General features: G+C 44.1%; 17 protein-coding genes. 14 read left to right on the top strand and 3 right to left on the bottom strand.

Annotation, left to right across the window (positions count from 1 at the left end; genetic code table 11):
• The first annotated feature begins 39 nt into the window (after positions 1–39).
• The 5 genes from L5M38_RS06275 (at position 40) to L5M38_RS06255 (ending at position 8,269) form a co-directional block, all read left to right on the top strand.
• On the top strand, positions 40–1,437 hold the full coding sequence (locus L5M38_RS06275; RefSeq protein ID WP_263178586.1) for an ATP-binding protein: 1,398 nt from the start codon (positions 40–42) through the stop codon (positions 1,435–1,437).
• Positions 1,438–1,927: 490 nt separating this feature from the next.
• Positions 1,928–3,556, top strand: a complete 1,629-nt coding sequence (locus L5M38_RS06270) for a glucan biosynthesis protein G (RefSeq protein WP_049821716.1) — start codon at positions 1,928–1,930, stop codon at positions 3,554–3,556.
• Positions 3,557–3,579: 23 nt separating this feature from the next.
• On the top strand, positions 3,580–5,763 hold the full coding sequence (gene mdoH / locus L5M38_RS06265; RefSeq protein WP_263178585.1) for a glucans biosynthesis glucosyltransferase MdoH: 2,184 nt from the start codon (positions 3,580–3,582) through the stop codon (positions 5,761–5,763).
• Positions 5,764–6,087: 324 nt separating this feature from the next.
• Positions 6,088–7,566: a L,D-transpeptidase family protein gene (locus tag L5M38_RS06260; protein WP_411569033.1), complete on the top strand. Its 1,479-nt coding sequence runs from the start codon at positions 6,088–6,090 to the stop codon at positions 7,564–7,566.
• Between the two features lie 154 nt (positions 7,567–7,720).
• Positions 7,721–8,269 (top strand): DUF882 domain-containing protein, encoded by a 549-nt coding sequence (locus tag L5M38_RS06255; protein WP_028760165.1) that lies wholly within the window; start codon positions 7,721–7,723, stop codon positions 8,267–8,269.
• On the opposite strand, the gene L5M38_RS06250 is transcribed toward L5M38_RS06255, so the two are convergent.
• A complete protein-coding gene (locus L5M38_RS06250; RefSeq protein WP_106650352.1) occupies positions 8,220–8,651 on the bottom strand; it encodes a hypothetical protein in 432 nt (143 codons plus the stop codon). The two genes, L5M38_RS06255 and L5M38_RS06250, sit on opposite strands and share 50 nt — an antisense overlap.
• A gap of 303 nt (positions 8,652–8,954) precedes the next feature.
• Between L5M38_RS06250 and rplY the strand changes: the two genes are divergently transcribed.
• Complete coding sequence (gene rplY, locus L5M38_RS06245; protein WP_028760163.1) at positions 8,955–9,242, top strand: 50S ribosomal protein L25; 288 nt, start codon at positions 8,955–8,957, stop codon at positions 9,240–9,242.
• A gap of 176 nt (positions 9,243–9,418) precedes the next feature.
• Here rplY and L5M38_RS06240 read toward each other — a convergent pair whose 3' ends face one another.
• Complete coding sequence (locus tag L5M38_RS06240; RefSeq protein ID WP_263178584.1) at positions 9,419–13,408, bottom strand: translocation/assembly module TamB domain-containing protein; 3,990 nt, start codon at positions 13,406–13,408, stop codon at positions 9,419–9,421.
• Positions 13,405–15,255 carry an autotransporter assembly complex protein TamA gene (locus tag L5M38_RS06235; protein ID WP_263178583.1) on the bottom strand — a complete coding sequence of 617 codons (1,851 nt, stop codon included), beginning with the start codon at positions 15,253–15,255 and terminating at the stop codon, positions 13,405–13,407. Before L5M38_RS06235 ends, L5M38_RS06240 begins: the two co-directional genes overlap by 4 nt.
• Positions 15,256–15,375: 120 nt before the next feature.
• Here L5M38_RS06235 and L5M38_RS06230 point away from each other — a divergent pair, with 120 nt between their 5' ends.
• The 8 genes from L5M38_RS06230 to kdpA all read left to right on the top strand — a co-directional run bounded on the left by L5M38_RS06230 (position 15,376) and on the right by kdpA (position 24,209).
• Positions 15,376–16,407, top strand: coding sequence for an isoaspartyl peptidase/L-asparaginase family protein (locus L5M38_RS06230; RefSeq protein WP_263178582.1), 1,032 nt, complete (start codon positions 15,376–15,378; stop codon positions 16,405–16,407).
• 387 nt (positions 16,408–16,794) lie between these two features.
• Positions 16,795–17,799, top strand: a complete 1,005-nt coding sequence (locus L5M38_RS06225; protein WP_263178581.1) for an isopenicillin N synthase family dioxygenase — start codon at positions 16,795–16,797, stop codon at positions 17,797–17,799.
• Between the two features lie 18 nt (positions 17,800–17,817).
• A complete protein-coding gene (locus L5M38_RS06220; protein WP_263166421.1) occupies positions 17,818–18,978 on the top strand; it encodes a trans-sulfuration enzyme family protein in 1,161 nt (386 codons plus the stop codon).
• A gap of 281 nt (positions 18,979–19,259) precedes the next feature.
• Entirely contained in the window at positions 19,260–19,625 is a 366-nt protein-coding gene (locus L5M38_RS24570) for a DUF4118 domain-containing protein (RefSeq protein ID WP_411569032.1), read from the top strand.
• Positions 19,626–19,637: 12 nt separating this feature from the next.
• Positions 19,638–21,119, top strand: a complete 1,482-nt coding sequence (locus L5M38_RS06215) for a TrkH family potassium uptake protein (protein ID WP_049821715.1) — start codon at positions 19,638–19,640, stop codon at positions 21,117–21,119.
• A gap of 52 nt (positions 21,120–21,171) precedes the next feature.
• Positions 21,172–22,170: an FAD:protein FMN transferase gene (locus L5M38_RS06210; protein WP_263166417.1), complete on the top strand. Its 999-nt coding sequence runs from the start codon at positions 21,172–21,174 to the stop codon at positions 22,168–22,170.
• A gap of 225 nt (positions 22,171–22,395) precedes the next feature.
• Positions 22,396–22,476: a potassium-transporting ATPase subunit F gene (locus L5M38_RS24565; RefSeq protein ID WP_105252297.1), complete on the top strand. Its 81-nt coding sequence runs from the start codon at positions 22,396–22,398 to the stop codon at positions 22,474–22,476.
• Between the two features lie 8 nt (positions 22,477–22,484).
• On the top strand, positions 22,485–24,209 hold the full coding sequence (kdpA, locus tag L5M38_RS06205; RefSeq protein WP_263166414.1) for a potassium-transporting ATPase subunit KdpA: 1,725 nt from the start codon (positions 22,485–22,487) through the stop codon (positions 24,207–24,209).
• Position 24,210: the final 1 nt, after the last annotated feature.

The raw sequence follows: 24,210 nt of genomic DNA, 5'->3' as shown, positions 1-24,210 counted from the left end.
CGCAGTGATGACTTGAAGCATAGTCGTTAGGAAAAAGAAGTGATTCGATTAAAGGGGCTAGATGTGTATTCACTGCGTTTGGTACTGACATTATTAATTTTGTCAGGTATTTCAGTATCCGTCGCTGTATCTAGCTGGTTAAGTACTCGGGATTCTAAGCATCAAATCGAAGAACTCTTCGATGCGCAAATGCTCCAAACCGCTAAAATGTTGGAGTTGTTCTATCATACTGAGCCCAATGCAACAGCTCAGGATCTCGTCATACCCCAAGTGCTCCACGTTCCCGATAGCCAGATCAGTTCCTTTGCCGAAAAGGCCGATGCGCTGAAACTGGCCTATGAGCATAAATTGGCGTTTCAAATCTGGAGTGAGGCGGGTGAAGCCTTAGTTTTATCGGATAATATTGGTCATCAACCTATCAGTCGATTCGTACAGGGTTATCATAAGAAAGTGTTCGAAGGAGAACTCTGGCATGTGTTCAGTTTTTTTTCGGTTAAAAATCATGTTTGGATTGTCACTGCTCAACAGGATGAAGTACGCCAAGAGCTCGTATCGCAAATCATGCATAATGCCGTTATCGTGCCCTTGATGGTAGTGCCTTTAACATTAATTATTGTTAGCTTCTTGTTTTATCTCTTGTTTCGGCCATTAAAAACCTTTGAAAGAGAATTAATTGGACGTGCGCCCAACGATTTGACCCCGTTGACTATGTCATTGCCTAAAGAATTAGTCCCTGTTCGGCGCGCATTGAACTTATATATCAATAGTATCGCGCGATTTATCGCCCGTGAGCGTCGTTTTAGCGCCGATGCGGCCCATGAGCTTAAAACGCCATTATCTGTGATTAAATTACATCAACATGGCTTAGAGAGTCTGATTGATGATGATCCGCAGCAGAAATTCCATTTAGCTGCGATCGATGCTGGCGTCGTGCACATGAGTCATACCGTTGAACAATTACTCGTATTAGCAAGGGTGGACTCGATTAATGAGCTTAATGTGTCATCCCACGCCATTTTGCCTATGGTCGAAGATGCGCTTAATCAATTAATGCCACAAATCACAGATTATGAATGGAATATCGATATCGCATCCAATCTAACGGTGACCTGTGATCGTTTTTATTTGCTACTTGTACTGAAGAATATTATCGAAAATGCCTGTAAATACAGTCCACAGGAATCGGAGATTTCAGTGTCGGCCCATGCTTTGGATGATGAAATCTGTATTTGTGTCGCGGATCGAGGCCAAGGCATGACAGAGCCGCAGATTGCCAATGCGACAGAACGTTTTTATCGTGTGAATGAAAATGAAGGCATAGGCGCGGGATTAGGTTTGTCTATCTGCTATCACATCATAGAATTGCACCAAGGTCGTTTAGTGATTGCGCCTAGGGAGCAGGGCGGATTATCTGTGACACTTTTTCTGCCAAAATAGTTCAGGCAATGAAATGTTAAAATAGATCCGCAGTTTCAGTGACATCAGCTCAGTTGTTTTGATACATTTAAGCGGGTAAAATTTTGAAATTTCCTGCTGTCTTAGTGTTAATCCTTAGGCTTACCAACAGATTGATTCGCTTATTGTGATATTTCATCTATGATCATCAACACTTAGTTGAGGTGTAAAAAGGCTCATTTTACTTTCAATAATGTAGCATTTGGATCACTTAATTTGTTTTTGTAACTTTGAAAACAGAAATAAGCATGATAATGTTATTTTAATATTCATTTTTGGTATAAGCTTATTCTCAAATAGTATTGTGTAGAAGGGGTTAACTGCATCTTTATTTATGAGTTTTTTTCTCCTTCTGATATCTTTCGCGATATGTAAGCAACTGTTTTTTTTCATCTCTAAATCAGAGTGAAAAAAATTCACTGTATACATAAAAAACATTGATTTCTTAGTTTATTTTTTAGGTTACCTATCTATGGTTAGCTTGTTGCGTTGCCCATCGTCCAAACCTTATTCGTCACTCATATGTTCACTGACGCTAGGCGCTGTAGTCGCCCTGTCTGGTGTCGCGTACGCTGAAGAGACAAAACCCGCCGAGGCAGTTCCTGTGGTTACTCCACCGAAAGTGATTTCTCAGCCCAGTACAAAAAATCAAATCAGATTCACTAAGACAGGCGCTTTTGATAGCGAAACTGTCGTGAAGATTGCAAAACGTTTGGCAGCGAAACCTTATGTGACCCTCAAAGATCCTTTGCCAGCTGGCCTTGCTAAACTGTCATACGATGAGTACAGAGATATTCGTTTTAACCCGACTGCGTCTATTTGGCGTGATCAGGGCGTGCCATTTCAAATGCAAATGTTCCACCGTGGTTTCTATTTTCAAGATCTGATCGAGATTGCGATTGTAGAAGGTCAGAATGCAACGCACTTAGCCTATGAGCCTAAATATTTCACCGCGGGTGAAGTGATTACTCAAGCGCTGCCGAATGACGACATTGGCTACTCAGGATTTCGTATTCATAACCAATTGAATACGAATGGTGTATTTGACGAGCTTATGGTATTCCAAGGTGCGAGTTATTTCCGCGCTTTAGGTAAAGGTAACGCCTATGGCTTATCTTCCCGTGGTTTGGCGTTAAAAACGGCTGACGCTGAAGGGGAAGAATTCCCGATATTTCGCGCCTTCTGGGTTGAGCGTCCACACAATGACAGCAACTTGATTGTTGTGCATGCCTTGCTAGATAGCCCAAGCGTAGCAGGTGCCTATACTTTCTCTGTCCGTCCCGGTGATAACACCTTGATTGATGTAGAAGCGACACTGTTTCCTCGTGTTGAGCTGAGCAAAGTCGGTTTAGCACCAAGCACTAGCATGTTCTTACATTCACTCAATGGTCGTCACGACACCGATGATTTTAGACCTGAAGTACATGATTCTGATGGTTTATTGATGTTAAATGGTCGTGGTGAGCATTTATGGCGCCCATTAGCTAATCCACGTCAGTTACAAGTCAGTGCGTTTTCTGACAACTCGCCTCAGGGATTTGGTCTGATCCAACGTGAGCGTGACTATGCGTCATATCAAGATCTAGAAGCCCATTACGAACGTCGCCCAAGCCTATGGATTGAGCCTGTGGGTAATTGGGGGCAAGGTTCAGTGGTGTTGACTGAAATTCCGACAGAGTCTGAAATTCATGACAACATTGTTAGTTATTGGAAACCACGTCAGCCTATTCCTGCTGGCGGTGAATTTCATTTTGCCTATCGCATGAGTTGGGGTGAAGAACCTGCTGCGAAAGTCGGTGCTGTACATATTTCTCGCTCTGCCAGTGGTCGTGCCGATATTGCTAAGGCGACTCCAAGACGTTTATTTGTGGTCGACTATCAAGTTGAAGGTCCGATGACAGATGAAATGCCAGTCGCTAAAGTTGAAGCTTCTGGTGGTGTGGTCACGAATGTGGTGATTGCCCGTAATGCCGCTAAAAATGGCTATCGCTTAGCTTTTGAATTAGAGCCAGAAGATAAAGATCTTATCGAACTGCGCGCTGAACTTAAGTTCCCAACTCCTCGTCAGGTTGAAACCTGGCTCTATCGCTGGACGCTGTAAGGTTCATGACGGAGCAACATGATATGACTGTATCCGATAACTCGGTACTCGAGACGGAAGTCCTCGTGGGTGGTAGTGCTATGCCAAATGAACGGCCTGGCGCTATGGAACCCCAAAATTTAAGTAAGATGCCAGAGGGATTCCCTCGCCGTAGCACTGTGGCTGATGGGGTACGCTCGCGTACCTACCGTCGTGTGTTTGTGGTGGGTGGGGCTTTATTATTATCTTTGTTTGCTATCTATGAAATGGGGGCGGTATTTAGCATTGGCGGAATTACTCCTCTGGAATATTTAGTGCTAGTGCTGTTTGCGGTTAACTTCTGCTGGATTGCTTTGGCGTTTTGTAGCGGTATTGCAGGTTTTTTAATTTTACTGCGAAAACCGCGGGCAAAAGATTTGCAAGTGACTGAACTGCATACGCGAACCGCGATTTTGATGCCGACCTATAACGAATCTCCTGATAGGGTATTCTCGGCGGTTTCAGTGATGGCTGAAACCTTGTCGCAAACGGGTCACGGTCATGCTTTTGATTGGTTTATCTTAAGTGATACTACGGATCCCGATATTGCTTTACTCGAAGAGCAGGCGTTTCTGGTGTTGCGTCAAGAAACCCATAAGCATTCGCGGGTGTATTACCGTCGCCGTCGTAAAAATGTCGCCCGTAAAGCGGGTAACGTAGCCGATTTTTGCCGTCGTTGGGGGTCGCGTTATGATCACTTGTTAGTGCTTGATGCCGACAGTTTGATGGAGTCTTCAACCATCACTGGCTTAGCTCAGCGCATGCAGGCCGATCCTGATGCGGGTTTGATCCAAACGATTCCGTCGTTGATCAATGGCACCACTTTAATGGCCCGTTTACAGCAATTTGCGGCGCGTATTTATGGTCCCGTAATTGGTACCGGGTTAGGCTGGTGGGTACAAAAAGAAGGTAACTTCTGGGGCCACAACGCCATTATCCGCACCGAAGCCTTTATGACTGCGGCGGGATTACCTAACCTTAAGGGTAAGCCACCTTTTGGTGGTCATATCATGAGCCATGACTTTGTTGAAGCTGCGCTGATCCGCCGTGCGGGCTGGAGTGTGGTCATTGCCTATGACTTACCGGGTTCATACGAAGAATGTCCACCGTCGATTATCGACTTAGCCGTGCGTGATCGCCGCTGGTGCCAAGGTAACTTGCAGCATTCGCGTATTTTGCCGACTAAAGGTTTGCACTGGGTAAGCCGTTTACATTTACTGACGGGTATCATGGCTTATTTGTCATCTCCTTTCTGGTTGATGTTGATTTTGACCGGTTTGATGTTGGCTTTGCAGGCACACTTTATTCGACCTGAATATTTCACCGAACAATTTTCACTGTTCCCGACTTGGCCCATCATGGACTCGGATAGGGCATTAAGATTGTTCTACATTACTATGGGGGTTTTGTTTGGCCCTAAAGTATTTGGGGTCTTGTTGCTGCTTAAAGACGGTGAGTTTGCTCGCAGTGTTGGTGGTCGAATTAAAGCGATATTTAGTGTAATCTTTGAGGTCATACTTTCAGCGCTGATTGCACCTATCATGATGTTTATCCATTGTGGTGCTGTGATGTCAATTCTGATGGGGCGGGACAGTGGTTGGTCGCCGCAACGTCGTGATGACGGCAGTATGCCTTGGATGACGTTAATTTATCGTCACCGCTGGCATATGCTGGCAGGTGTGATGTTAGGTTATGCGGCTATTTTGGATTCTTTGACTTTGTTAGCTTGGATGAGTCCGGCGTTGATCGGTCTGTGGATTGCTGTGCCAATTTCTGCATGGACAGGTTCAGTCAAAATTGGCGAAGTGTTCAAGCGTGCCGGTATTCTTGCAACACCAGAAGAACGTAACCCTGCGCAAATTTGTCTGCAAGCGCAAGAAGCGCGCGCCGCTTACCAAAGACACATTGCTGAGCCTTGGACGTTAGCACAGGTACTTAAAGACCCTGCGTTGATGGAATTGCATTTAGCAATGGTGGATAAACAGCCTTTGCGTGCTGCGGGTACACCAATTGAAGCGATGGAAGCCATAGTACATGTGAAGGTGCATGAAGCTCGTTGTCAACAGAGCGCATTAGCTTTACTCAATCGTCAAGAAATGGCGATGGTGTTGGCAAATCCTTTGATGTTACGTAGCCTACAGAAATTACCAGAGCAATTTGTCGAAGAAGATCTCGTGTCTTTTTGCTAACGAGCACTTGCTCAGCATATTTATGCGAGTTTGTTTGATATCAATGCCACTGACGACCTCAGTGGCATTTTTCTTTTCATTATCTGGAGTTAACCCCTAGTAATTAATTGATCTCCATGGAATAGTCATATCATAGTGTTGTTGATTGATATACCCGCTGGCTCTCAGGTGACCTTAAAAATAGCTAAGGGAGTATTTATGATATTGAAAAAGATCATTCGCTATTTGCCCCCATCCATGCGTGTAACGCTAAACGTGAGAGAACTCAAATTGATAGAGCAGGAGTTCAACATCGCGAACTTGAAAGCATTGCAGATTAACCCGATGCCGACGAGGCGTAATCTCGCGCAACTATTACTCAGCCTTTTTTTCTGTATTCCAATAATTTTAGTGCCAAAGGTAGGTGCAGCTGATGGCGCTCAATCCGTAACATCAAATTCGAGTATTGCTGCGCAGCCAAATCTTGAGGGTAAAGCTGAAGATCTTACTGCTGTGCTGCCGCTTGCGGCCTTAGTGCCACAGGTGTTGCTATTGGATCTCGCAGGCGTTAATCCAGTATTTGGCCAGCATTATCGTGACTTAACACTTTCTCCTAATACCTTATCTACTGCTGATTTAGTACGAATCCAAGCTGATGTTACCGGTTACTGGCATTATGTGATGACATCCGCAGAATGTAACAACGCTGGAGCCCCAGGGACGGTTTCATCCGTTATTCCAGTGGATCCCCAATATCAAAGGGTGCTTAAGCAAATCGCCCATTTAGTGCAATTGGACACAATTGAACCATGGGAAACTTTAGTGCTAGATGAAAAGTTAACCTTAGGAATGAGTCATCAGATCGTTGATACCCTAGCAAAGCGTATGTGGATATTGGGAGACTTAGCCACTGAGCCTAGAGTGAATCAAGTTTATACCGAAGAACTTATGATTGGCATTAAGCGCTTTCAGCAAAAGCATGGGTTAAAACAGGACGGGGTGATAGGTAAGCAGACCTTATTTTGGGTGAACCAATCGCCAAGGGCGAGGGCGGTACTATTAGCTAAAAACACTATTCGACAAAGAGTGTTTGAACGTAAATTAGAGCCGAGTTATTTGCTGATTAATGTGCCCGCTTTTGAGATGACGTTGGTCGATAATGGTACGCCAGTGTTAAGTTCCAAGGTTATTGTGGGTAAATCTTCTCGGCAAACACCGATTTTGGACAGTCAGATTTCTAGCGTGGTGCTTAACCCTAGTTGGCGAGTGCCTAGCAGCATTTTACGGCGGGACATTCTGCCGCAAATTCAGCGAAATGGTCATTATCTTAATGAACGTCAATTTGATGTGTACGATTATAACGGTCAACGGGTGCAACGCATGCCAGAGGAATGGCAGGCCTTAGCCAGCGCTTCGTTTCCCTATCAGCTTGTACAACGCCCTGGGGCGAAGAATGCATTAGGTAAATATAAGTTTCACTTTGATAACAGTTTCAGTGTCTATTTACATGGAACTTCTGAGCCAAGTCTCTTTAAAAAGGACGATAGGGCACTATCATCTGGGTGTATTCGTATTGAAAAAGCCACTGAATTAGCCCAGTGGTTTAAAGAGCATTTAGTAAAAGACAAACGTTTATGGGACAAGTTAGCCCCTGGTATTACTGAACCCCAGTGGTTTTCACTTTCCGAAAAGTTGCCCGTGCATCTGGTTTACTGGACTGCATGGTTAGACGATAGTGGGCAGGAGCAATACCGTCGCGATATTTATCATTTGGAACCTGAGCTGACGAATGCTGTGCCTGCCACGGTTTTGGAACAACATTAACGTTTTTGTGCTGTAAAGCTGAGCAAGATAAGCATCTGAACTCGCTTGGCATTTTGAAATCCTACTCAGAATGGGGTTGGCAAAACTTGATCTTAGGGCTTATTCAGTATAATTTGCCTTACTAGTGACCAAAAAGCATACAAAAGGTGATCATGTGACTTTAATATGTCCTGCCCGTAGGCAGTTATTGTTAGGCCTTAGTGGTGTGGCATTATGTTCCTTTATTCCCTCAAAAGCAGTTGCCAGCCGTTCAACCAAAGGGATCCGCGAGTTAAGTTTGTTTAATCGTCATACTGGCGAGCGCGATGATGGTAGTTACTGGGTAGATGGTCATTATCAGAGCAAGGTGTTAGACAATTTTAATCATTTGCTGCGGGATCATCGTCAGAATGTGGCAGCGCCTATGGATAAGCGCTTATTTGATTTACTCCACTCGCTCAAAACAACCTTGAATACCAACGATGAAATCCATGTAATTTCTGGTTACCGTTCACCAAAAACCAATGCCATGCTCGTGAGCCACAGTGGCGGAGTTGCTAAGAAGAGTTATCACATGCGCGGCATGGCGATGGACATAGCGATCCCTAGCGTTAAACTAAAAACCCTCAGAGAAGCAGCTTTATCCCTGAAACTCGGTGGTGTGGGTTATTATCCTAATTCTGGCTTTGTGCACGTCGATTGTGGTCCGGTAAGGCACTGGTAGCAATGATCTGTTGTTGGATCTGCTGATAAAAATCTTGTTCCAAGGCTTGCGATTCGATCAAGTAATGTCTGAGCAGCGGGATAAATTGTTGATTGAGTTTGTTCATTTCTCTATGTTGTTGCCAATCACAGATCAATAGGCTGAGACGTTGTGAAAATTGATATTGTCTTTGCCTCTGCGACTCAATATCGACAGACTCAATAATTTGCATAAGTAAGATCAAGCTGCGGTTTTTTTGTTGGGTGCAGGCAAGCAATTCTAAGAATTTTAATTCGAGGGTATTTTGCTGATAAGGAACGGTTTCGATAAGAGAGACGAGTTCACGGGCCAGTTGGCATGAAAGTCTATTTTCTTGTTGTAACTGGTATAGCGCATGACGCATTTTTTGACACAGCAGTTATCGAAATTTGCCCGAGCTTAACAGGCTTCTCAATTTCCCAGTGTGATCTAGATCTCGTGTTTTTTGTTTGAGATCAAAGCCTTTTCTCTGCCGTAACAGCCAAGATACAAGTTCCTCAATTTGATAAATAGCGGTCTGTTTTGCTAACGCTGACGCCGATAAATAGAGGGCTTGCGGTATTCTTGTGCGCCTTGGGTATCTATGTTAGTATTCGCGCGCTTTATATGAGCCGTCATTGGTCGAAAATGCCGGCAACTTTTTACTCTAAATTTAAGTGAGAAACACATGTCTTACACTATCCAAGCACAAACCCGCACTGAAATAGGGAAAGGTTCGAGCCGCCGCCTACGCCATGCTGGTAAAGTACCTGCTGTTATTTATGGCCAAGGCAAAGAGCCAGTTTCTATTGTTTTTGATCACAAAGATATCATTAACATTCAAGCTAATGCTGACTTCTACACTTCTACTCTGACTATCGTTGTTGATGGTAAAGAAGTGGGTGTTCGTGCACAAGCTATGCAACGCCACGTGTTCAAGCCAATCATTGAACATGTTGACTTCGTTTACGCTTAATTGTCGTAACTGAAGCAAAAAGCGCCTAAGGGCGCTTTTTTTGTGGCTGATTTTTAGTTGTTTGTATTTATGGGTAGACACTTAGGCTTTACCCAAACAACCTCAACATACTGTAACGCGTATTTTGAGATTGTTTGGCTAGAGTTTTTAGTGTCAATATATTGGTATTCATATGGTTACTTGATATTGAAGTTGTAATAGATATCAAGTGATTGGCCTAAAGTGCCTGACACGGTTTCTAGATAGAGTTGTGAGAGCAAGTAATACCTGACTGTCATTTCGTAACCAGGGTTAAATACACCTACTCCGTATTTCACCATTAAGTTATCGCCGATAAAGCCACTGATCGCCACACGCCCTTCATCATTAGTGTCGAGTTGCACGTTAGAGAAACCAAACTCTTCAATGAGTCCTGTCGCAGTATTCCCTAAGTTGTTAATTGCGCCGCCGCCCACCTGTGAGCCTAAACCGAGTGCCGCGCCCATCATCAGCGAGTTATTTTGCTCATTGTTGGCGCTGTTAAAGCCACTGCCTTTGATAATGTAAGACAAGATTTCGGCCTGCTCTTTGGCTGGATTGGAGAATAAGGTCACCACTGGGCGTGATGGCGTGCCTGTGACACGTACACCTGCCACTAAGTCTTCAGTCTTAATTTCCCGTATTGCTTCAATATTCAGGTTTGGTAATGACGTTGGCCCCACAAATTGCACTTCACCAGTGCGGATTTTTAGGGTTTGGCCCATAAACTTGTAGCTACCTTGATTGACTTTGATATTACCGAAGAGCAAAGGAGGACGGAAAGCTTGCTGCTGTAGCTTTAAGGTTCCTTGGAGTTTACCTTTGAGACCCATACCATCAATTCTGAGTTCGTTCCCCACACTGATATTCAGATCTGCAACGATGGCGTAGGGGCTAGTTTTAGGCTGAGTGGCGGCAATGGAGTCGTCAAATACCACGTCTTCGGAGGCTGCGACACCGCCTTCCGCTAATGGCACAATTTTAATGTTGCCTGAAGGTACTGCTATTTTTCCTTTTACTGCCAGTTGCTTACTGTTGAAGGTTAAGTTGATATCGGGGGAGACATCGAGAATAGCCAGTGGCGGTTGGATCACGGCGAGCTTATCGCCTTCGAGGGCTAACTCGCCACTAAATTGACCTTGGGGCCATTGCAGTTGACCATTCACTCTACCTAAACCATTGCCCATCATCCAGCGTCCCTTAAGCTGCGCTTGTTGACCCGCAAATGACATCGACATGTCAATTTTGTCGATTAATGTTGGGTTTGCTGTTAGGGCTAAGGCGCCCTCAGTTAAGGCCATGCTCCCCGATACTTCGGGCGCATCTAGACTACCCGCAAAGTTAAGTTGACTCGTCAGCAAACCTTGCACTGTATTTAATTGAGGGAAAAACTCCCCAAGTGGCTGCAAGTTGATTTGCTTGATATTGGCATAACCTGACAGGGTGCGATCGGGTGTGACATTGACGTTAATCTCACTCTGCCAACTGGCCACGCCTTCTGATTCAAAATCTAAAACCGTCGCCAGCCGTTTTGCATCTAAGGTCGCTTTTAATGATAGGTTTTGGTAATTAATGGTGACTTCACGATTTTTATCCCGTTTGAGCATAATGCTGCCGGGAGCAAAATCAAAGTTCACATCTGCAGTAGGCTTACGGCCAGCAGCCCATGCAACATTGGCTAATAGCGATGCAGGGCCGTTCCAACGCATATTCGTTGGTAATATTGGGATAAGTAATTGCCCTGGATTACCTGAGTAGCTCACCTGTGCGCTGCCTTTTTTACCTATTGGTGTATTACTGTTCAGGCAGATACGGCTATTGGGATTCATGAGGCAAAAGGGCGTAATGCTGCCTTGATTCTTGATTTGGTCCCAAGCCAGATTAATGGTGTTATCGATCTGCCATAGGCCTAGGGGCGTGTTGAGATTTAAACGATCAACATCGAGCTGTAGTCGTGACTTCTTCACATCGTATTGGCTGCTCATCGTTGCATCGAGCCCAAGATCGCCCGTGGCGTTGAGAGTGAGTTTTTGAGCGTTAATGGTACCTTTCGCCCCGAGTGTCACTGTATCTAAATTTTGTTCTGCAATCTGTAAGGTTTTTGATTTTAGCGAGATAGCAAATTCATGTTGATCTAGCGGCTTGTAATAGGCCTTTAAATTAGATTCCTGCAGTTTAATGTTTTGATAGTAAAGTTCTGCCAGCTGCGCTGTAAGCTCGACCTGGGGGTGTTTCTCGTCACCAGTGACATTGATCTGCGCCTGTAGTTGGCCGCTGGCCTTAGGTAACCATAGGCCAAAGTCGGGCACTTGTAATTCACCTTGGAGATCCCAGTTGGCATTGGCTTCGCCTTTGAGTGCCAGAGTTGAACCTAGTACTTTGGCGTTCAGCCCTTTAGCACTGACATACAGGGAATCATTCACACTGATATCCCCTGTAATATCGAAGGGATAACCTTGCAAAGTGCCAGTGAGCTCAGTATCGCTCAGGGATACTTGCCAACGGGGGTTTGCAAATGAGCCTTTAGTGCGTAATTTTCCTGAAATCAAACTGTCCGGTAAACCCGTTGTACTTTGTGCTGTATCCGTTTGTGGCAGCTGTATTTCTTGTAATTTGACGTCATTGATCCAGAGATTGGCGTTCCAGCTAATGGCTTTTTGATAATCGAGTTCGCCCGTGAGCTTGACCTTACCAATCGCGCCCATTACATCAAGATTATTGATGGTTAACTTAGCATCTTGATGATGGATGTCAGTGTCTATGTCGAGCACTTTGTGAAAGGGTGTGATCAGTTGGCCAGTAAGACTCGCCTCTTGCCGATTGAGGTCGCCTTGGCTATCGAGTGTGGCATCGCTTACCGAGTATTCAGGGGTCTTCAGTGGCCACTGAAGCCGTGTTTGTTCAAGTTTCACCTTGTAGGGCAGGTTAGGGTCTTGCAGTGTTATTTGGCCATCTAGCGTAAAGTCGGTATCGCCTTTGGCGACGGCATTCACCTGAAGTTGCCCTAAACTTTGGCTCAGCTTTAACGTTAATACTTGATGAGTGAGATCTGGCAATTCGACTAGTTGGTTAAGGGTGAGATTTGCCTCTAAATCGAGTGGATAATCTTTATCAAGTGTTAGGCTGCCTGTGATATCGACGCTGCCATCGGTGTGGCTGATGGCGAGATGGTCTAAGGTCAATTGGTATTCACGGAAACTGCCTTGTAGTTCTGCATGGCCAAAAACATCTTTACGATCGCCGATTTGCAGTGTGGTGTTGTCTAACGTTAGGGCATTGACTGTCACAGGGAAAGGCATAAATACTTGTGGCAATTGTGCTAAAGCCCATTCAGCCTCTTTTGTTAGCGACGGACTGGCCGATGGTGTCGGTGTTGTATTCGTAGCAGTGCTGGGATCTGCTGCATTCGTTACCGCTGCCGTGCTGGCTTGCGTTGCTACATCGGTTGATGCAGGGATCAGTATGAATAATCCTTCGCTGGATAGCTGTTTAACCGACAAACCTTCGGTAAACCATTGTGCTTCTGCGTTAAGACGATTAGCGGTAAATTGCATATCATCCACTTGGATATTAACACCATTGAGTTCAGCAGAATCTAAAACAATATCAAAGGGTAATAGGAGCTCGCTGGGTTCTTCATCAAGTGGCGCGACTGGCGCTTCGTTTGAGTCTGCAGAAAGCGCTAGGGTATCAATAGTGACATCGACTTTAGCCGCAGATAAGCTATTCACGCATAAGCGTTTTTGCAGTAAACAGGCGGGCTGCCACAGTAAATGCAGATCCTCAAGTTGCACGTTCATTCCGGCCATAGACCAAGCCGCGTGAGATAGGGCTAAGTCTTTGTTAATGGAACCAGAGGTATAAGTCAGTTCAAGATCGGGTACAAATTGATCGGCTAAACCCACGCTAATGCGCGAGCCAAATTCAGTGCCGAGTAATAGGGCGATTAACACTAAAAGCCCTAATGGCACATAGATAATAATCCGAGTCCAGAGTTTGAACTGCCGCCACAGTCTTTGAATGAATGACACCGATGGGGTGACAGAGGTCACTATGGTTTCAGTGGCCTCGGCTTCATTGACTTCAGTGATGGGATTATCAACGATATCTTGTTCGCTTGGCTTATTATGCTCTGGGGGCTGGCTCATAGATCTGTCCCCATGGTTAGGTGAATTCGCCATGATCTTTCAATGGTCTCAGTTTCTTTCAATCCGACCCCTAAATCTAATTTGATTGGACCAATCGGGGAGATCCAATGGATACCGCCACCGACAGAGACGACAGGTTCAAATTGATTATTATCGAAGGCGTTACCCGCATCGATAAATGTGCCGACCCGCCAAGTGGGGGTCACATAATATTGATATTCCAAACTACCAACCATTAAATAGCGGCCACCGATAACCTCGCGATTGGTTTTTCCATCGTCAGCAACATAGTCTAAATAGGGGCCGAGTTCTTGATAACCATAACCTCGGACACTCTGATCGCCACCGGCAAAATAGCGTAGTGATGGTGGGATAGAGGCAAGATCATTCTCGTTAGCTAAGTTGGCAGCTAAATCAATACGAGCGACGATTCTGTGGTTATCGAAGAAGGTATCAATCCATTTAAATTTAGCTTGCAAGCGGGCTAGGCGGGTTTCTGATCCTAAATAGGGATCGGCATAGTCTAGGCTGTAAATTTGTCTAAACCCGGATTTAGGATCCAGTGAGTTATCACCCCGGCTAGTCCGAGAAAAGTTAATTCCTGCCAGATAAAACGACGGCATATAATCGACGTCAGACTGAGTATATTCTTCGCGTATGGCCTCCAACGAATAACTCATTAGCCATTGATTTTCTAGTCTTTGCTGACGTAATAGCCCCAGAAGGTACTTAGTCGACTCGAGCTGGCCTGTGTTACTAAAATCACGATTCTCGGCATCATATACTTGAGTCACACCATATTTATCCCGCAGTAAACCGAGGCGGATCTTCAATTGATCGTCTAAGGGATGTGTGAGCGGAATCGTATAAGTGGTTAATAACTTTGGTCTATCGGGCGACCATTCGAGACTGGTTTCTTGAGAATGCCCGTATTTATTGATTTGTGGTGTACGCCAAGTCACGCGCACCCTCGGATCAAAGGCTTGATCTGTTTTGCCAATATCGCCACCAAAACCAAGTTCAATTGCGTGACTTGCCTTAGGCGTTAATTCGACTCGCATTGGAATATGGTTATCTTCGACGTTATCGATTTGCGGGATCACTTTGATATTGGCGAAATAACCAGTATCTAATAACTGACGATTCAAGGCGCTTACCCGGCGAGTTGAGTATGAAGCACCTTCTTTAAAGGGGATAAGATCCTCTAATATATCGGGTTCTAAGTTATGGCCATCGAAACTGACTTGGCCAAATCGGTAACGTTTGCCTGAATCAAAATGCAAACTGACCTGTGCGGTATTAATATCGCGGTTAACTTTAATTTGTGATTCACTAAATTCGCCATCGAAGTAACCTCGTGCCAAGGCTAAGGTGACCAGTTGCGATTTTACGTCGCTGTAAACACCGTGATTTAACACATCGCCGGGTTTAATGTTGACCTTTGCGAGCCATTTATCGAAGGCTCGGTCATCAAGCATTTCACCACTAAAATTAATATCGACCCACTGAACAATGGTTGGCTCGCCGGGGCTGATTTCAAGTTTTAATTCCCACGGTCCCTTGTCATGCTCAATCAGCTTTTCTTCTACTTCACCGTGATAGTAGCCCATGGATTCTAAGGCGGTGCTGATATTGTCATCGACATTAAACAAAAAGGCACGGCGCTGTACCTCTGATTCAGGTAAAGCGCCTAAGTGAGCAACTATGTTGCTTCGCAGCGCTTCATTCACGCCTGTAACAGATAATTTGATAAAATCATCTGCTGCCGCGACTGATGTGACTGAAATCAGACTCAGAAACAAGCAAAGACGAATGTAATGTGAGGTGATTTGCAAAAATGGCTGCACTTTATAGTCCCTGTGATTTGGCATCATTGTCGCCAGAATAAAACCAACAGGCAAGGAGATGATTGAAATTACACGATGAAATGGTTACAAAGGACGCTACTTTTTAAGGGGATGTAAAGAATGAAAACAAAATTAGCCACCTTTAGTTTAATTATTTCGGGCCTACTTTTTATGTCACATAACACCTTTGCCAATGATAAACCGTTCGCCATTGCGATCCATGGCGGCGCGGGGACGATTTCTAAAGCTAATCTCACCCCTGAACAACGCCAAGCCTACAAAGATAAGTTAAAGGAAGCGGTCGATAAAGGCTCAAAAGTCTTAGAGGAGGGCGGTGACAGCTTAGTGGCAGTACAAACCGCAATTAATATCCTTGAAAATAGTGCTCTGTTTAATGCTGGTATAGGTGCGGTTTATACCTATGACGGCGGACATGAATTAGATGCCTCTATTATGGATGGCAAAACCATGAATGCCGGCGCTGTCGCTGGAGTGCGTCATATTGCCAATCCAATTGACTTAGCCTTGGCCGTGATGAATAAATCTGAGCACGTGATGCTCTCGGGCGCAGGAGCGGAAGAATTTGCCCTGACTCAAGGCTTTACTTTAGTGCCAAACCGTCATTTTGATACTGACGAGCGTTATCAGCAATTACTCGATGCACGGCAAAAACTGCAAGTTGCGGCTAAATCTGAACAAGTTGCTAATGTTGAGATGAAGGACCTCGATTACAAATTTGGTACCGTTGGTGCTGTCGCCTTAGATAAAAAGGGTAACTTAGCTGCAGGTACATCGACCGGTGGTATGACGGCAAAACGCTTTGGTCGTATCGGTGACTCTCCTGTCATCGGTGCTGGCACTTATGCTGAAAACGGGGTGTGCGCCGTATCGGCAACGGGTCATGGTGAATTCTTTATCCGTTACCTCGTCGCGGGGGATATTTGTGCCAAGGTGAAATATCAGCAAAAATCCATCATTCAGGCTGCAGATGAAGTTATTAATCAACGTCTTATCACTGCTGGCGGTTCAGGTGGTGTGATTGCAGTCGATCAGCGTGGCAATATTGCTACGCCATTTAATACCGAAGGTATGTACCGCGCCACTCGTAGTAATGGTGAGCCAGCCCAAGTGCTGATTTGGCATGATCAATAATGTCATTGGTAGAAGCATCTAGGTTTATAACTGACATGACTTAGAAACGTTAAAACTTCGAAACCTTAAAAAGCGAGTGCCGCAAAAGTGGACTCGCTTTTATTTTTATATCTTAATTTTACTAATATATTGAAAAATAACCAGATAAATATCATTAAGCAGTATGGCTTATGATGTTTATCTGAGTGGTGCGGTTTGAGTTGGCCTAATAATTAGCGCTGTTTTAACCTTTGAAATTCAAATCTAGCAGTATAGAAGCCTAGATGTCTATATATCCAAATGATCTATTATTACTGTTTAATATATCAAATAGTTATTAATTCATTATCCATCGACCCATAAAGGCATAGAATCCGGCTCAGACAATGCATTAAATGGGAGTCATTGATGGAACAATTACCGATATTGAATTTAAGTGATTGGCATGCGGGTGGACAACGTCGTAACGCTTTTATTACTAAGCTTGCCGATGCTGCCAGAAGAATAGGGTTTTTCTATCTCACCGGCCACGGCATTGAGCTTGCTAGACAGCAGCAAGTACTTCAGTTAGCGGCAGATTTCTTTGCGCTGCCCGTCGTAGATAAACTTGCGGTGAAAATGGCTAATACACCGCATTTTCGCGGTTATACTCGTTTGCAAGGTGAATTGACCTTAGGGAAACCGGACTTGCGGGAACAGTTTGATATCATGCAAGAAGAAGTGGCTAACCCTCAGCAGTCTGATGTGCCTATATGGTGGCAGCTACAGGGGCCTAATCAATGGCCGTCACAATTACCACAGATGAAATCTACTTTATTGGCATGGCAACAGGATTTAGCGGATATCAGTGTCACTCTTTTGAAAGCTTTTGCTGTTGCGCTAGAGCAACCTGAAAGCGCCTTTGATGCCACGATTGAAGCGGGTCCTTATCAACATATGAAGCTTATTCGCTATCCCAGCGCGGATGGACAGACTTCAGGCCAAGGCGTAGGGGCACATAAAGATCCTGGCTATTTGACCTTAGTGCTGCAAGATAAGCAATCCGGTTTAGAGGTTCAGACTGACAACGGTTGGTTAAGCATACCGCCATTAGAAGACGCCTTTGTGGTGAATATAGGTGAATTACTTGAGTTGGCTTCTAATGGGTATTTAAAGGCAACCAACCATAGGGTGACGAGCCCGCCTGCTGGGGTCGAGCGCTACTCGTGTGCCTTTTTTATGGCGGCGCAGTTGAATGCGATAGTCCCTTTGTTACCTTTGCCAAAGCATTTGGCGAACCAAGCTCAAGGACCGGCAAGCGATCCATTAAATCCACTTTTCCACCAAGTGGGCCAGAACGTATTAAAAGGGCGTTTACGCTCTCATCCCGACGTTGCTCAAGCGCATTACGCCTCATTCGCTCATGCCATTTAATGGTTATTAGGATCTATTATGCAATTTAAAACTAAATTACTTCACACCCATTATGCTGCTGATAACTCGACGGGCGCTCTTACAACTCCTATCTATCAAAGTAGCACCTTCGCCTACGGTAGTGCCGAGGATGGTCGAGCCCGTTTTGCAGGTGAGCAACCGGGCTTTATCTACAGTCGCATGGCGAATCCGACAGTGCAGGCGCTTGAATATCAATTAGCACAACTGGAAGGGGCTGATGAAGCACTCGTTGTTGCGAGTGGGATGGCGGCAATCAGCAGTATTTTCTATGCCTTAGCCAGTCAAGGTGATGAAATCGCATTTATCGACCCCGTATACGGTGGCACTGCGGCATTTTTAATCCAAACGTTAACCCGCGCGGGTATTACTGTGCGCCGTTATCAAGACGATGATCATTTGTTGGCAGAGATTAACGCCAAAACAAAAATTATTTTATTTGAGCCCATCACCAATCCGACCTTAAAAGTCAGTGACTACCGTAAGGTTAAGCGTGCCGCCGAAAAAGTGGGCGCTATAACCATTTGTGATAATACGTTTTTAACCCCGTATTTATTCAAACCGCTGGAACATGGCATTGATATTGTGATGCACAGTGCCACTAAGTATTTAAGTGGCCATGGCGATTTGATCGCAGGTGTTGTCGCTGGACCTAAGGCATTAGTGCAACCTATTCGCACTATAGCGCTTAAACATATCGGCGCCGCGATTGGGCCACAGGAAGCCTATTTATTACAGCGAGGCTTACGTACCTTAGCACTTAGAATGGATGCTCATCTTGCGGGCGCGGCTAAGGTCGCCGCTTTTCTTGCAACCCATCCGAGCGTTGCAAAAGTTTATTACCCAGGGCTAGCAGATGATCAAGGTCATCAAGTTCTGAGTGAAACCATCAACGCCTTTGGCGGTATGGTGAGTATTGAGCTCAAAGGGGGTTTTAATCGAGCGGCGCAGTTTTTAGATCATTTGAACTTGTTTACTCAAGCGGTCAGTTTAGGCGACTTAGAGAGTCTTGCCTGCCACCCCGCTAGTACCACCCATGCTGCTATGGATGCCGCGAGTCGGCTAGCTTCAGGGGTGAATGACAACCTGATTAGATTGAGCATTGGCGTCGAAGATCCTCAAGATTTGATTGCCGATCTTGAGCAAGCCTTAGCCATTTAAGCATATTGATACTAGCCATCCCCAGTTAAATTGATTGGGGATTTCAAAAGTATAATGTTATTAATTTCGTCGATCTAAAGTTAATCTCCGTATTTTTTTACGTTTTTTTTACGCGTCAGAATTGTTTTCGTCTGTTAAAGTGAAAATCTGTATGACATAACGACTTACATTTTGATGGACAAACTAAGTGTTTTTAAACTCTCTGTTAGGTTGAGCTTTATTTCTGAGTGCCTACTCGCTATTTGCTTATATCTACCATCTTGGAGGGTGTCATCTAAAGCATTCTTATTGTACTCCAACTCGTTGTCGTTATGATTACACTTCAATGTTGTTTTCAATATGCGTATATGGCTGCATTTTTTGAAGCTATTCGTGTTTATTTTTTATTTAACGCTCCTTATTATTTCTTCCCAATGATAGATGTGGCTGTTCTTATCAATCTAATCGCTTTTATTGTCATAGCCATTGTCGTGACGATAAGTCAACTTGCAGTCCACCTTAGACGACAACAAAGAGTGTTAGGGGAAGATCTATTTCCTAACCTAACTCTGTTATCGATTGCATATAATTTTAGAATAGGACATGAGCGCTCGTATTTTATGATACCTAATAAATTATTCATTAAGTCTTTCACGATAAATATCTAAAGGTGAGTTGGAATGATTGCAGTCAGTGGAATACAGAAATCTAGCTCTCGATTTCATACCATAATTCATCTATGTAGCTTTTTGATTGTCATATATAGCTTCACCATGTTGATGCCTATCGCTGTTGCATTATTTTATAAAGATGGATATATCACTCCATTTTTAATCACATTCCTCCTTTCCCTTTTTATTGGTGTGGTCGGTTGGAAGATGACAAGTGAGGAAAATAAAAATCTGCAAAAACGTGATGGCTTCATGGTCGCTTGTTTATTTTGGCTGATATTTTCCTTAATGAGTGCATTACCTTTTCTTCTTGATAGACGATTGGACTTGAGTTTAACCGATGCCATGTTTGAAGGTGTGTCTGGCATTACGACGACTGGAGCCTCGATTTTTTCAGATATTGATGAACTACCCAAATCGATTTTATTTTATCGAGCACAGCTTAATTTCCTCGGTGGGTTAGGGATAATTGTTTTGGCCGTTGCAATTATGCCATTTCTTGGTATTGGTGGCGCAAAATTATATCAGTCTGAGATGCCAGGTCCCATGAAAGAGGAAAAGATGACGCCCCGCCTTGCGGATACGGCTCGAAATTTATGGGGGCTTTATAGCGTACTTGCCTTAGGTTGTGCAGTTGCTTATAAACTTGCAGGAATGAATTGGTTTAATGCCATATGTCATAGTCTATCTACCGTTTCATTGGGTGGATTTTCCACACATAGTGACAGCTTAGGATATTATAACAGTGCTGCAATTGAGCTTGTGGGTGGTGTGTTTTCAATACTTGCAGCAATCAATTTCGCCTTATACTACATAGTGTTAGTTCGGCGAAGCTTCAAGCCTATTTGGTATAATGCGGAGGTTCGATTTTTTATTCTCATATTATCTATCGTTGTTGGGATCGCTTGTTTAGAGCTGAATCGTACTCAAACTTTTGATATTAAAGATTCATTGGTACATGGATTTTTTCAAACAGTTTCAGTTATGACGGACAATGGATTAGGCTCTGCAGGTTATCCTAATTGGCCCAGTCATATTGTGCTTTTATTATTAGGCGCGAGCTTTTTTGGTGGATGCTTTGGTTCTACTTGTGGCGGTATTAAAGCTGTCAGATTTTTACTTTTGTACCGTCAAGGGATCCGAGAAATTCATCAATTGGTTCATCCTAATGCCATTTTAACAACAAAGATCAGTGGTCAAGTCGTTTCAGACAGAGTCATTCGTTCAGTATGGGGATTATTTTTCCTGTACATATTTTTTACTTGCGTTTTTGTATGGGGATTGGTCGCCATTGGACATGATTTTGCCACCGCCTTTGGAACCGTCGCCGCGTGCATTAATAATATGGGGATTGGTTATGGTGACACTGCATCTGGATTTGGCACGTTAAAAGATGCGGCTAAATGGCTGATGTGTGTCGCTATGCTTTTTGGGCGATTAGAAATATTTCCTGTACTCATCATTTTCTCACGGGCATTCTGGCGATTTTAATTTTAAGTGTATTTTATGGTTAATTTGTCGAATTGACTGGGAGGGTCATTAAATGAAATGGTTATTGAGATGTATATTACTCATTATGCTAGTAGGGTGTCAGAAATCGCCAGTTTATACCAAGTTAGAAGGCCTTGCGCAGGGGACGAGTTGGCATGTGACATTTTGGAGTAAAGACAAGTTAAATAGTACAGAGATAAATCGCGAGATTGAGCGGCAATTGGCAGAAATAGATCTTCATATGTCTACTTATCGTTCAGATTCAGTGATTTCTCGTTTTAACAGTATGCACTCCGCTATGGCGGTCGGGGATGATATTTTAGGGCTCATAGGGATAGCCAAGGAGGTCACTTCAAAAACGGAGGGTTGTTATGATTTGACCATTAAACCATTATTCGATTTGTGGGGATTTACCCATAACCAATTAACCATTCCTACAGAAAGTGCACTTCAACAGACATTAACCTATGTAGGCTTACATCATTTAAGTATTGATAATCAAATGTTAACTAAAGATTTGCCAGAGGTACATCTTGATTTATCTTCGATTGGACAGGGATATAGCGTAGGCAAAGTTGCAGATGTGCTAAAGCGATACAATATCGATAATTATTTGGTAGAGATTGGCGGCGAAATGGTCGTACACGGCAGTAAGCTCGATGGTTCTGCTTGGAAAATCGCGATTGAAAAACCGCTGCCCGAACAGCGAACAATGCAAAAGGTTCTGCTTATTGATTTTCCTCAAGCGATCATGACATCGGGTACATATCGTCATTATTTTGATCATTTAGGACAGCGCTATTCACATATTATTGATGCGCGAACCGGTAAACCCGTAACCCATAACACAGTATCTGTAACTGTATTGGCAACGGATCCGGCTAGAGCAGATGCTTGGTCTACAGCGCTATTATGTTTAGGAAGTCAAGAAGGATTAGTCGTCGCTAATCAGAATGATATAAAAGCATTATTTATTGATGACAATAAAGGTGTACTTAAAGAGATTAAGACAGATAGCTATAATAAAATGAAAAATATAGAGCTTAATTAATCTACGATATCATCGCTTGGTTATGTGTTAATGCCAGTTAGTATTTCTAGCTGGCATTTTTATTTTACTTTTATAGCTAATGCCATGGTTTGTTGTGGCCTTATTTACCACTGATTATGATGACTTTTACGTATTCTTTACGGGATTAGTCATTTGAACTCTAGAGACTTTACGCGGTTAATTCATATATTTGTCCTGTTACTCACTTTCTTAAGGACAAATTATATGGACTGGATATTTCTAATACTTTCCATAGCACTTTTCATCTACTTAGCAGTGGCAATGTTTGCCCCTAATAAGTTTTAGGAGTCGTTATGTTTGAAATTACCCTTATTTTTACTACTGCGCTTGGGCTCGCATGGCTGTTGGGATCCTATATGACAGGAGTTTTCTCTGGTCAGTCCCATTTTTCAGATCGTTTATTTAATCCCATTGAAAAGTGGATTTATCGGGCTATAGGCGTAAATGCCCATTCGGGGATGACATGGAAATCCTATGGTGCGGCGTTTCTTATCAGCAACTTGGTACTTGGCATTTTGGCGTTTCTTATCCTTAAATTCCAACATGTGTTACCGCTTAACCCCGATGGCATAGGACCATTATCTTGGGATCTGGCTTTACACACTGCGGTGTCATTCCTCACCAATACCAATCAACAGCACTATTCCGGGCAGGCTCAGCTCAGTTATTTATCCCAAGGATTTGTCATTGTCACGCTGCAATTTGTCACTCCAGCCATGGCGCTGGCGGTTTGTGTGGCGATTTTGCGGGGAATGTTAGGCGGGTTGAATAATGACAGCGCCAAAGAGGGCGAGGCTCGAAATCTGGGTAACTATTATGTTGACCTAGTGCGCGGTGTACTCAGACTTATGCTGCCATTAGCCGCTATTGTTGCGCTGTTACTGACTTGGCAAGGCGTACCGAGTAGTTTTGACGGTGCGCAAAAAGTGAACACCTTAGATTCTGCATCACCTATCTCTGAGCAGGTCGTTCCGATCGGCCCCGTAGCATCTATGGTGGCCATTAAGCAGTTAGGTACTAATGGCGGAGGCTGGTATGGCCCCAACAGCAGTAACCCGCTAGAAAACCCAACGCCAGTCAGTAATGCAATCGAGACCATTGCCTTAGTGCTGATCCCTATGGCCGTCGTCTTTATGGCTGGCGGAATGCTAAGACGCAAAAAATTTACCTTGATGGCTTTGGTGGCTATGGGTCTATTGAGCGTCAGTTTTCTTGGGGCAACTGTGTACAGCGAGTTGCAACCCAACGCTGCCTTTGCGGGGTTAAGCGCCCAAGGGCCTAATATGGAAGGTAAAGAAGTTCGTTTTGGACCTGAGCTATCGGCGCTATGGGCTTCTTTTACCACACAAACCTCTAACGGTTCGGTCAATGCCATGCACGATTCCTTCAATCCAATAGGGGGATTGATGACGCGATCAGGCATGTTACTCAATGCGATATGGGGCGGTATTGGCTGCGGTTTTGTTAACTTTATCGTTTATGTGTGGATTGCTGTGTTCTTATCGGGATTGATGATTGGCCGTACGCCAGAGATATTTGGTCGTAAGCTCGAAACCCGTGAAATCACTCTTTTGGGAAGTCTATTAGTTTTACCTACCTTGTGCGTCTTAGGTTTGACGGCGATCACTGTGGCTATCCCGAGTATTACGGGCAACAGCAACCCCGGCTTTCATGGGATTTCGCAAGTCTTTTATGAATATACCTCCGCTTTTGCTAATAACGGTTCGGGTTTTGAAGGCTTAGGTGATAACACGCCTTGGTGGAATATCAGCTGCGTTATCGCCTTACTGCTTGGTCGATACTTGCCACTGTTTTTACCGCTGGCGATTGCGGGGATGATGTCGAGTAAAAGAGTGAGCCCCGACAGTAACGCGAGCTTGAAGCTCGAGAGTCCCACCTTTTGTTTCACCCTTATTGCTGTGATTTTAATCATTAACTTCCTGTCTTTCTTACCTGCGGCGGTATTAGGGCCTATTGGCGAAGCTTTAGAACTTGCCACTATGAGTCTGGAGAAATAGT

It is taken from the genome of Shewanella sp. SM101 (assembly GCF_025654465.1).
Classification (GTDB): Bacteria; Pseudomonadota; Gammaproteobacteria; order Enterobacterales; family Shewanellaceae; genus Shewanella; species Shewanella oncorhynchi.
This window is presented reverse-complemented; position numbering and strand designations above follow the sequence as displayed.

What these genes read in the sequence shown, in the direction of transcription:
- L5M38_RS06220 (WP_263166421.1), top strand. Translation starts at nt 17,818, where the DNA reads ATGCAATTTAAAACTAAATTACTTCACACCCATTATGCTGCTGATAAC.
- mdoH (WP_263178585.1), top strand. Translation starts at nt 3,580, where the DNA reads ATGACTGTATCCGATAACTCGGTACTCGAGACGGAAGTCCTCGTGGGT.
- kdpA (WP_263166414.1), top strand. Translation starts at nt 22,485, where the DNA reads ATGTTTGAAATTACCCTTATTTTTACTACTGCGCTTGGGCTCGCATGG.
- L5M38_RS06215 (WP_049821715.1), top strand. Translation starts at nt 19,638, where the DNA reads ATGATTGCAGTCAGTGGAATACAGAAATCTAGCTCTCGATTTCATACC.
- rplY (WP_028760163.1), top strand. Translation starts at nt 8,955, where the DNA reads ATGTCTTACACTATCCAAGCACAAACCCGCACTGAAATAGGGAAAGGT.
- L5M38_RS06230 (WP_263178582.1), top strand. Translation starts at nt 15,376, where the DNA reads ATGAAAACAAAATTAGCCACCTTTAGTTTAATTATTTCGGGCCTACTT.
- L5M38_RS06210 (WP_263166417.1), top strand. Translation starts at nt 21,172, where the DNA reads ATGAAATGGTTATTGAGATGTATATTACTCATTATGCTAGTAGGGTGT.
- L5M38_RS06240 (WP_263178584.1), bottom strand. Translation starts at nt 13,408, where the DNA reads ATGAGCCAGCCCCCAGAGCATAATAAGCCAAGCGAACAAGATATCGTT.
- L5M38_RS06250 (WP_106650352.1), bottom strand. Translation starts at nt 8,651, where the DNA reads ATGCGTCATGCGCTATACCAGTTACAACAAGAAAATAGACTTTCATGC.
- L5M38_RS06225 (WP_263178581.1), top strand. Translation starts at nt 16,795, where the DNA reads ATGGAACAATTACCGATATTGAATTTAAGTGATTGGCATGCGGGTGGA.
- L5M38_RS06260 (WP_411569033.1), top strand. Translation starts at nt 6,088, where the DNA reads ATGCCGACGAGGCGTAATCTCGCGCAACTATTACTCAGCCTTTTTTTC.
- L5M38_RS06270 (WP_049821716.1), top strand. Translation starts at nt 1,928, where the DNA reads ATGGTTAGCTTGTTGCGTTGCCCATCGTCCAAACCTTATTCGTCACTC.
- L5M38_RS24565 (WP_105252297.1), top strand. Translation starts at nt 22,396, where the DNA reads ATGGACTGGATATTTCTAATACTTTCCATAGCACTTTTCATCTACTTA.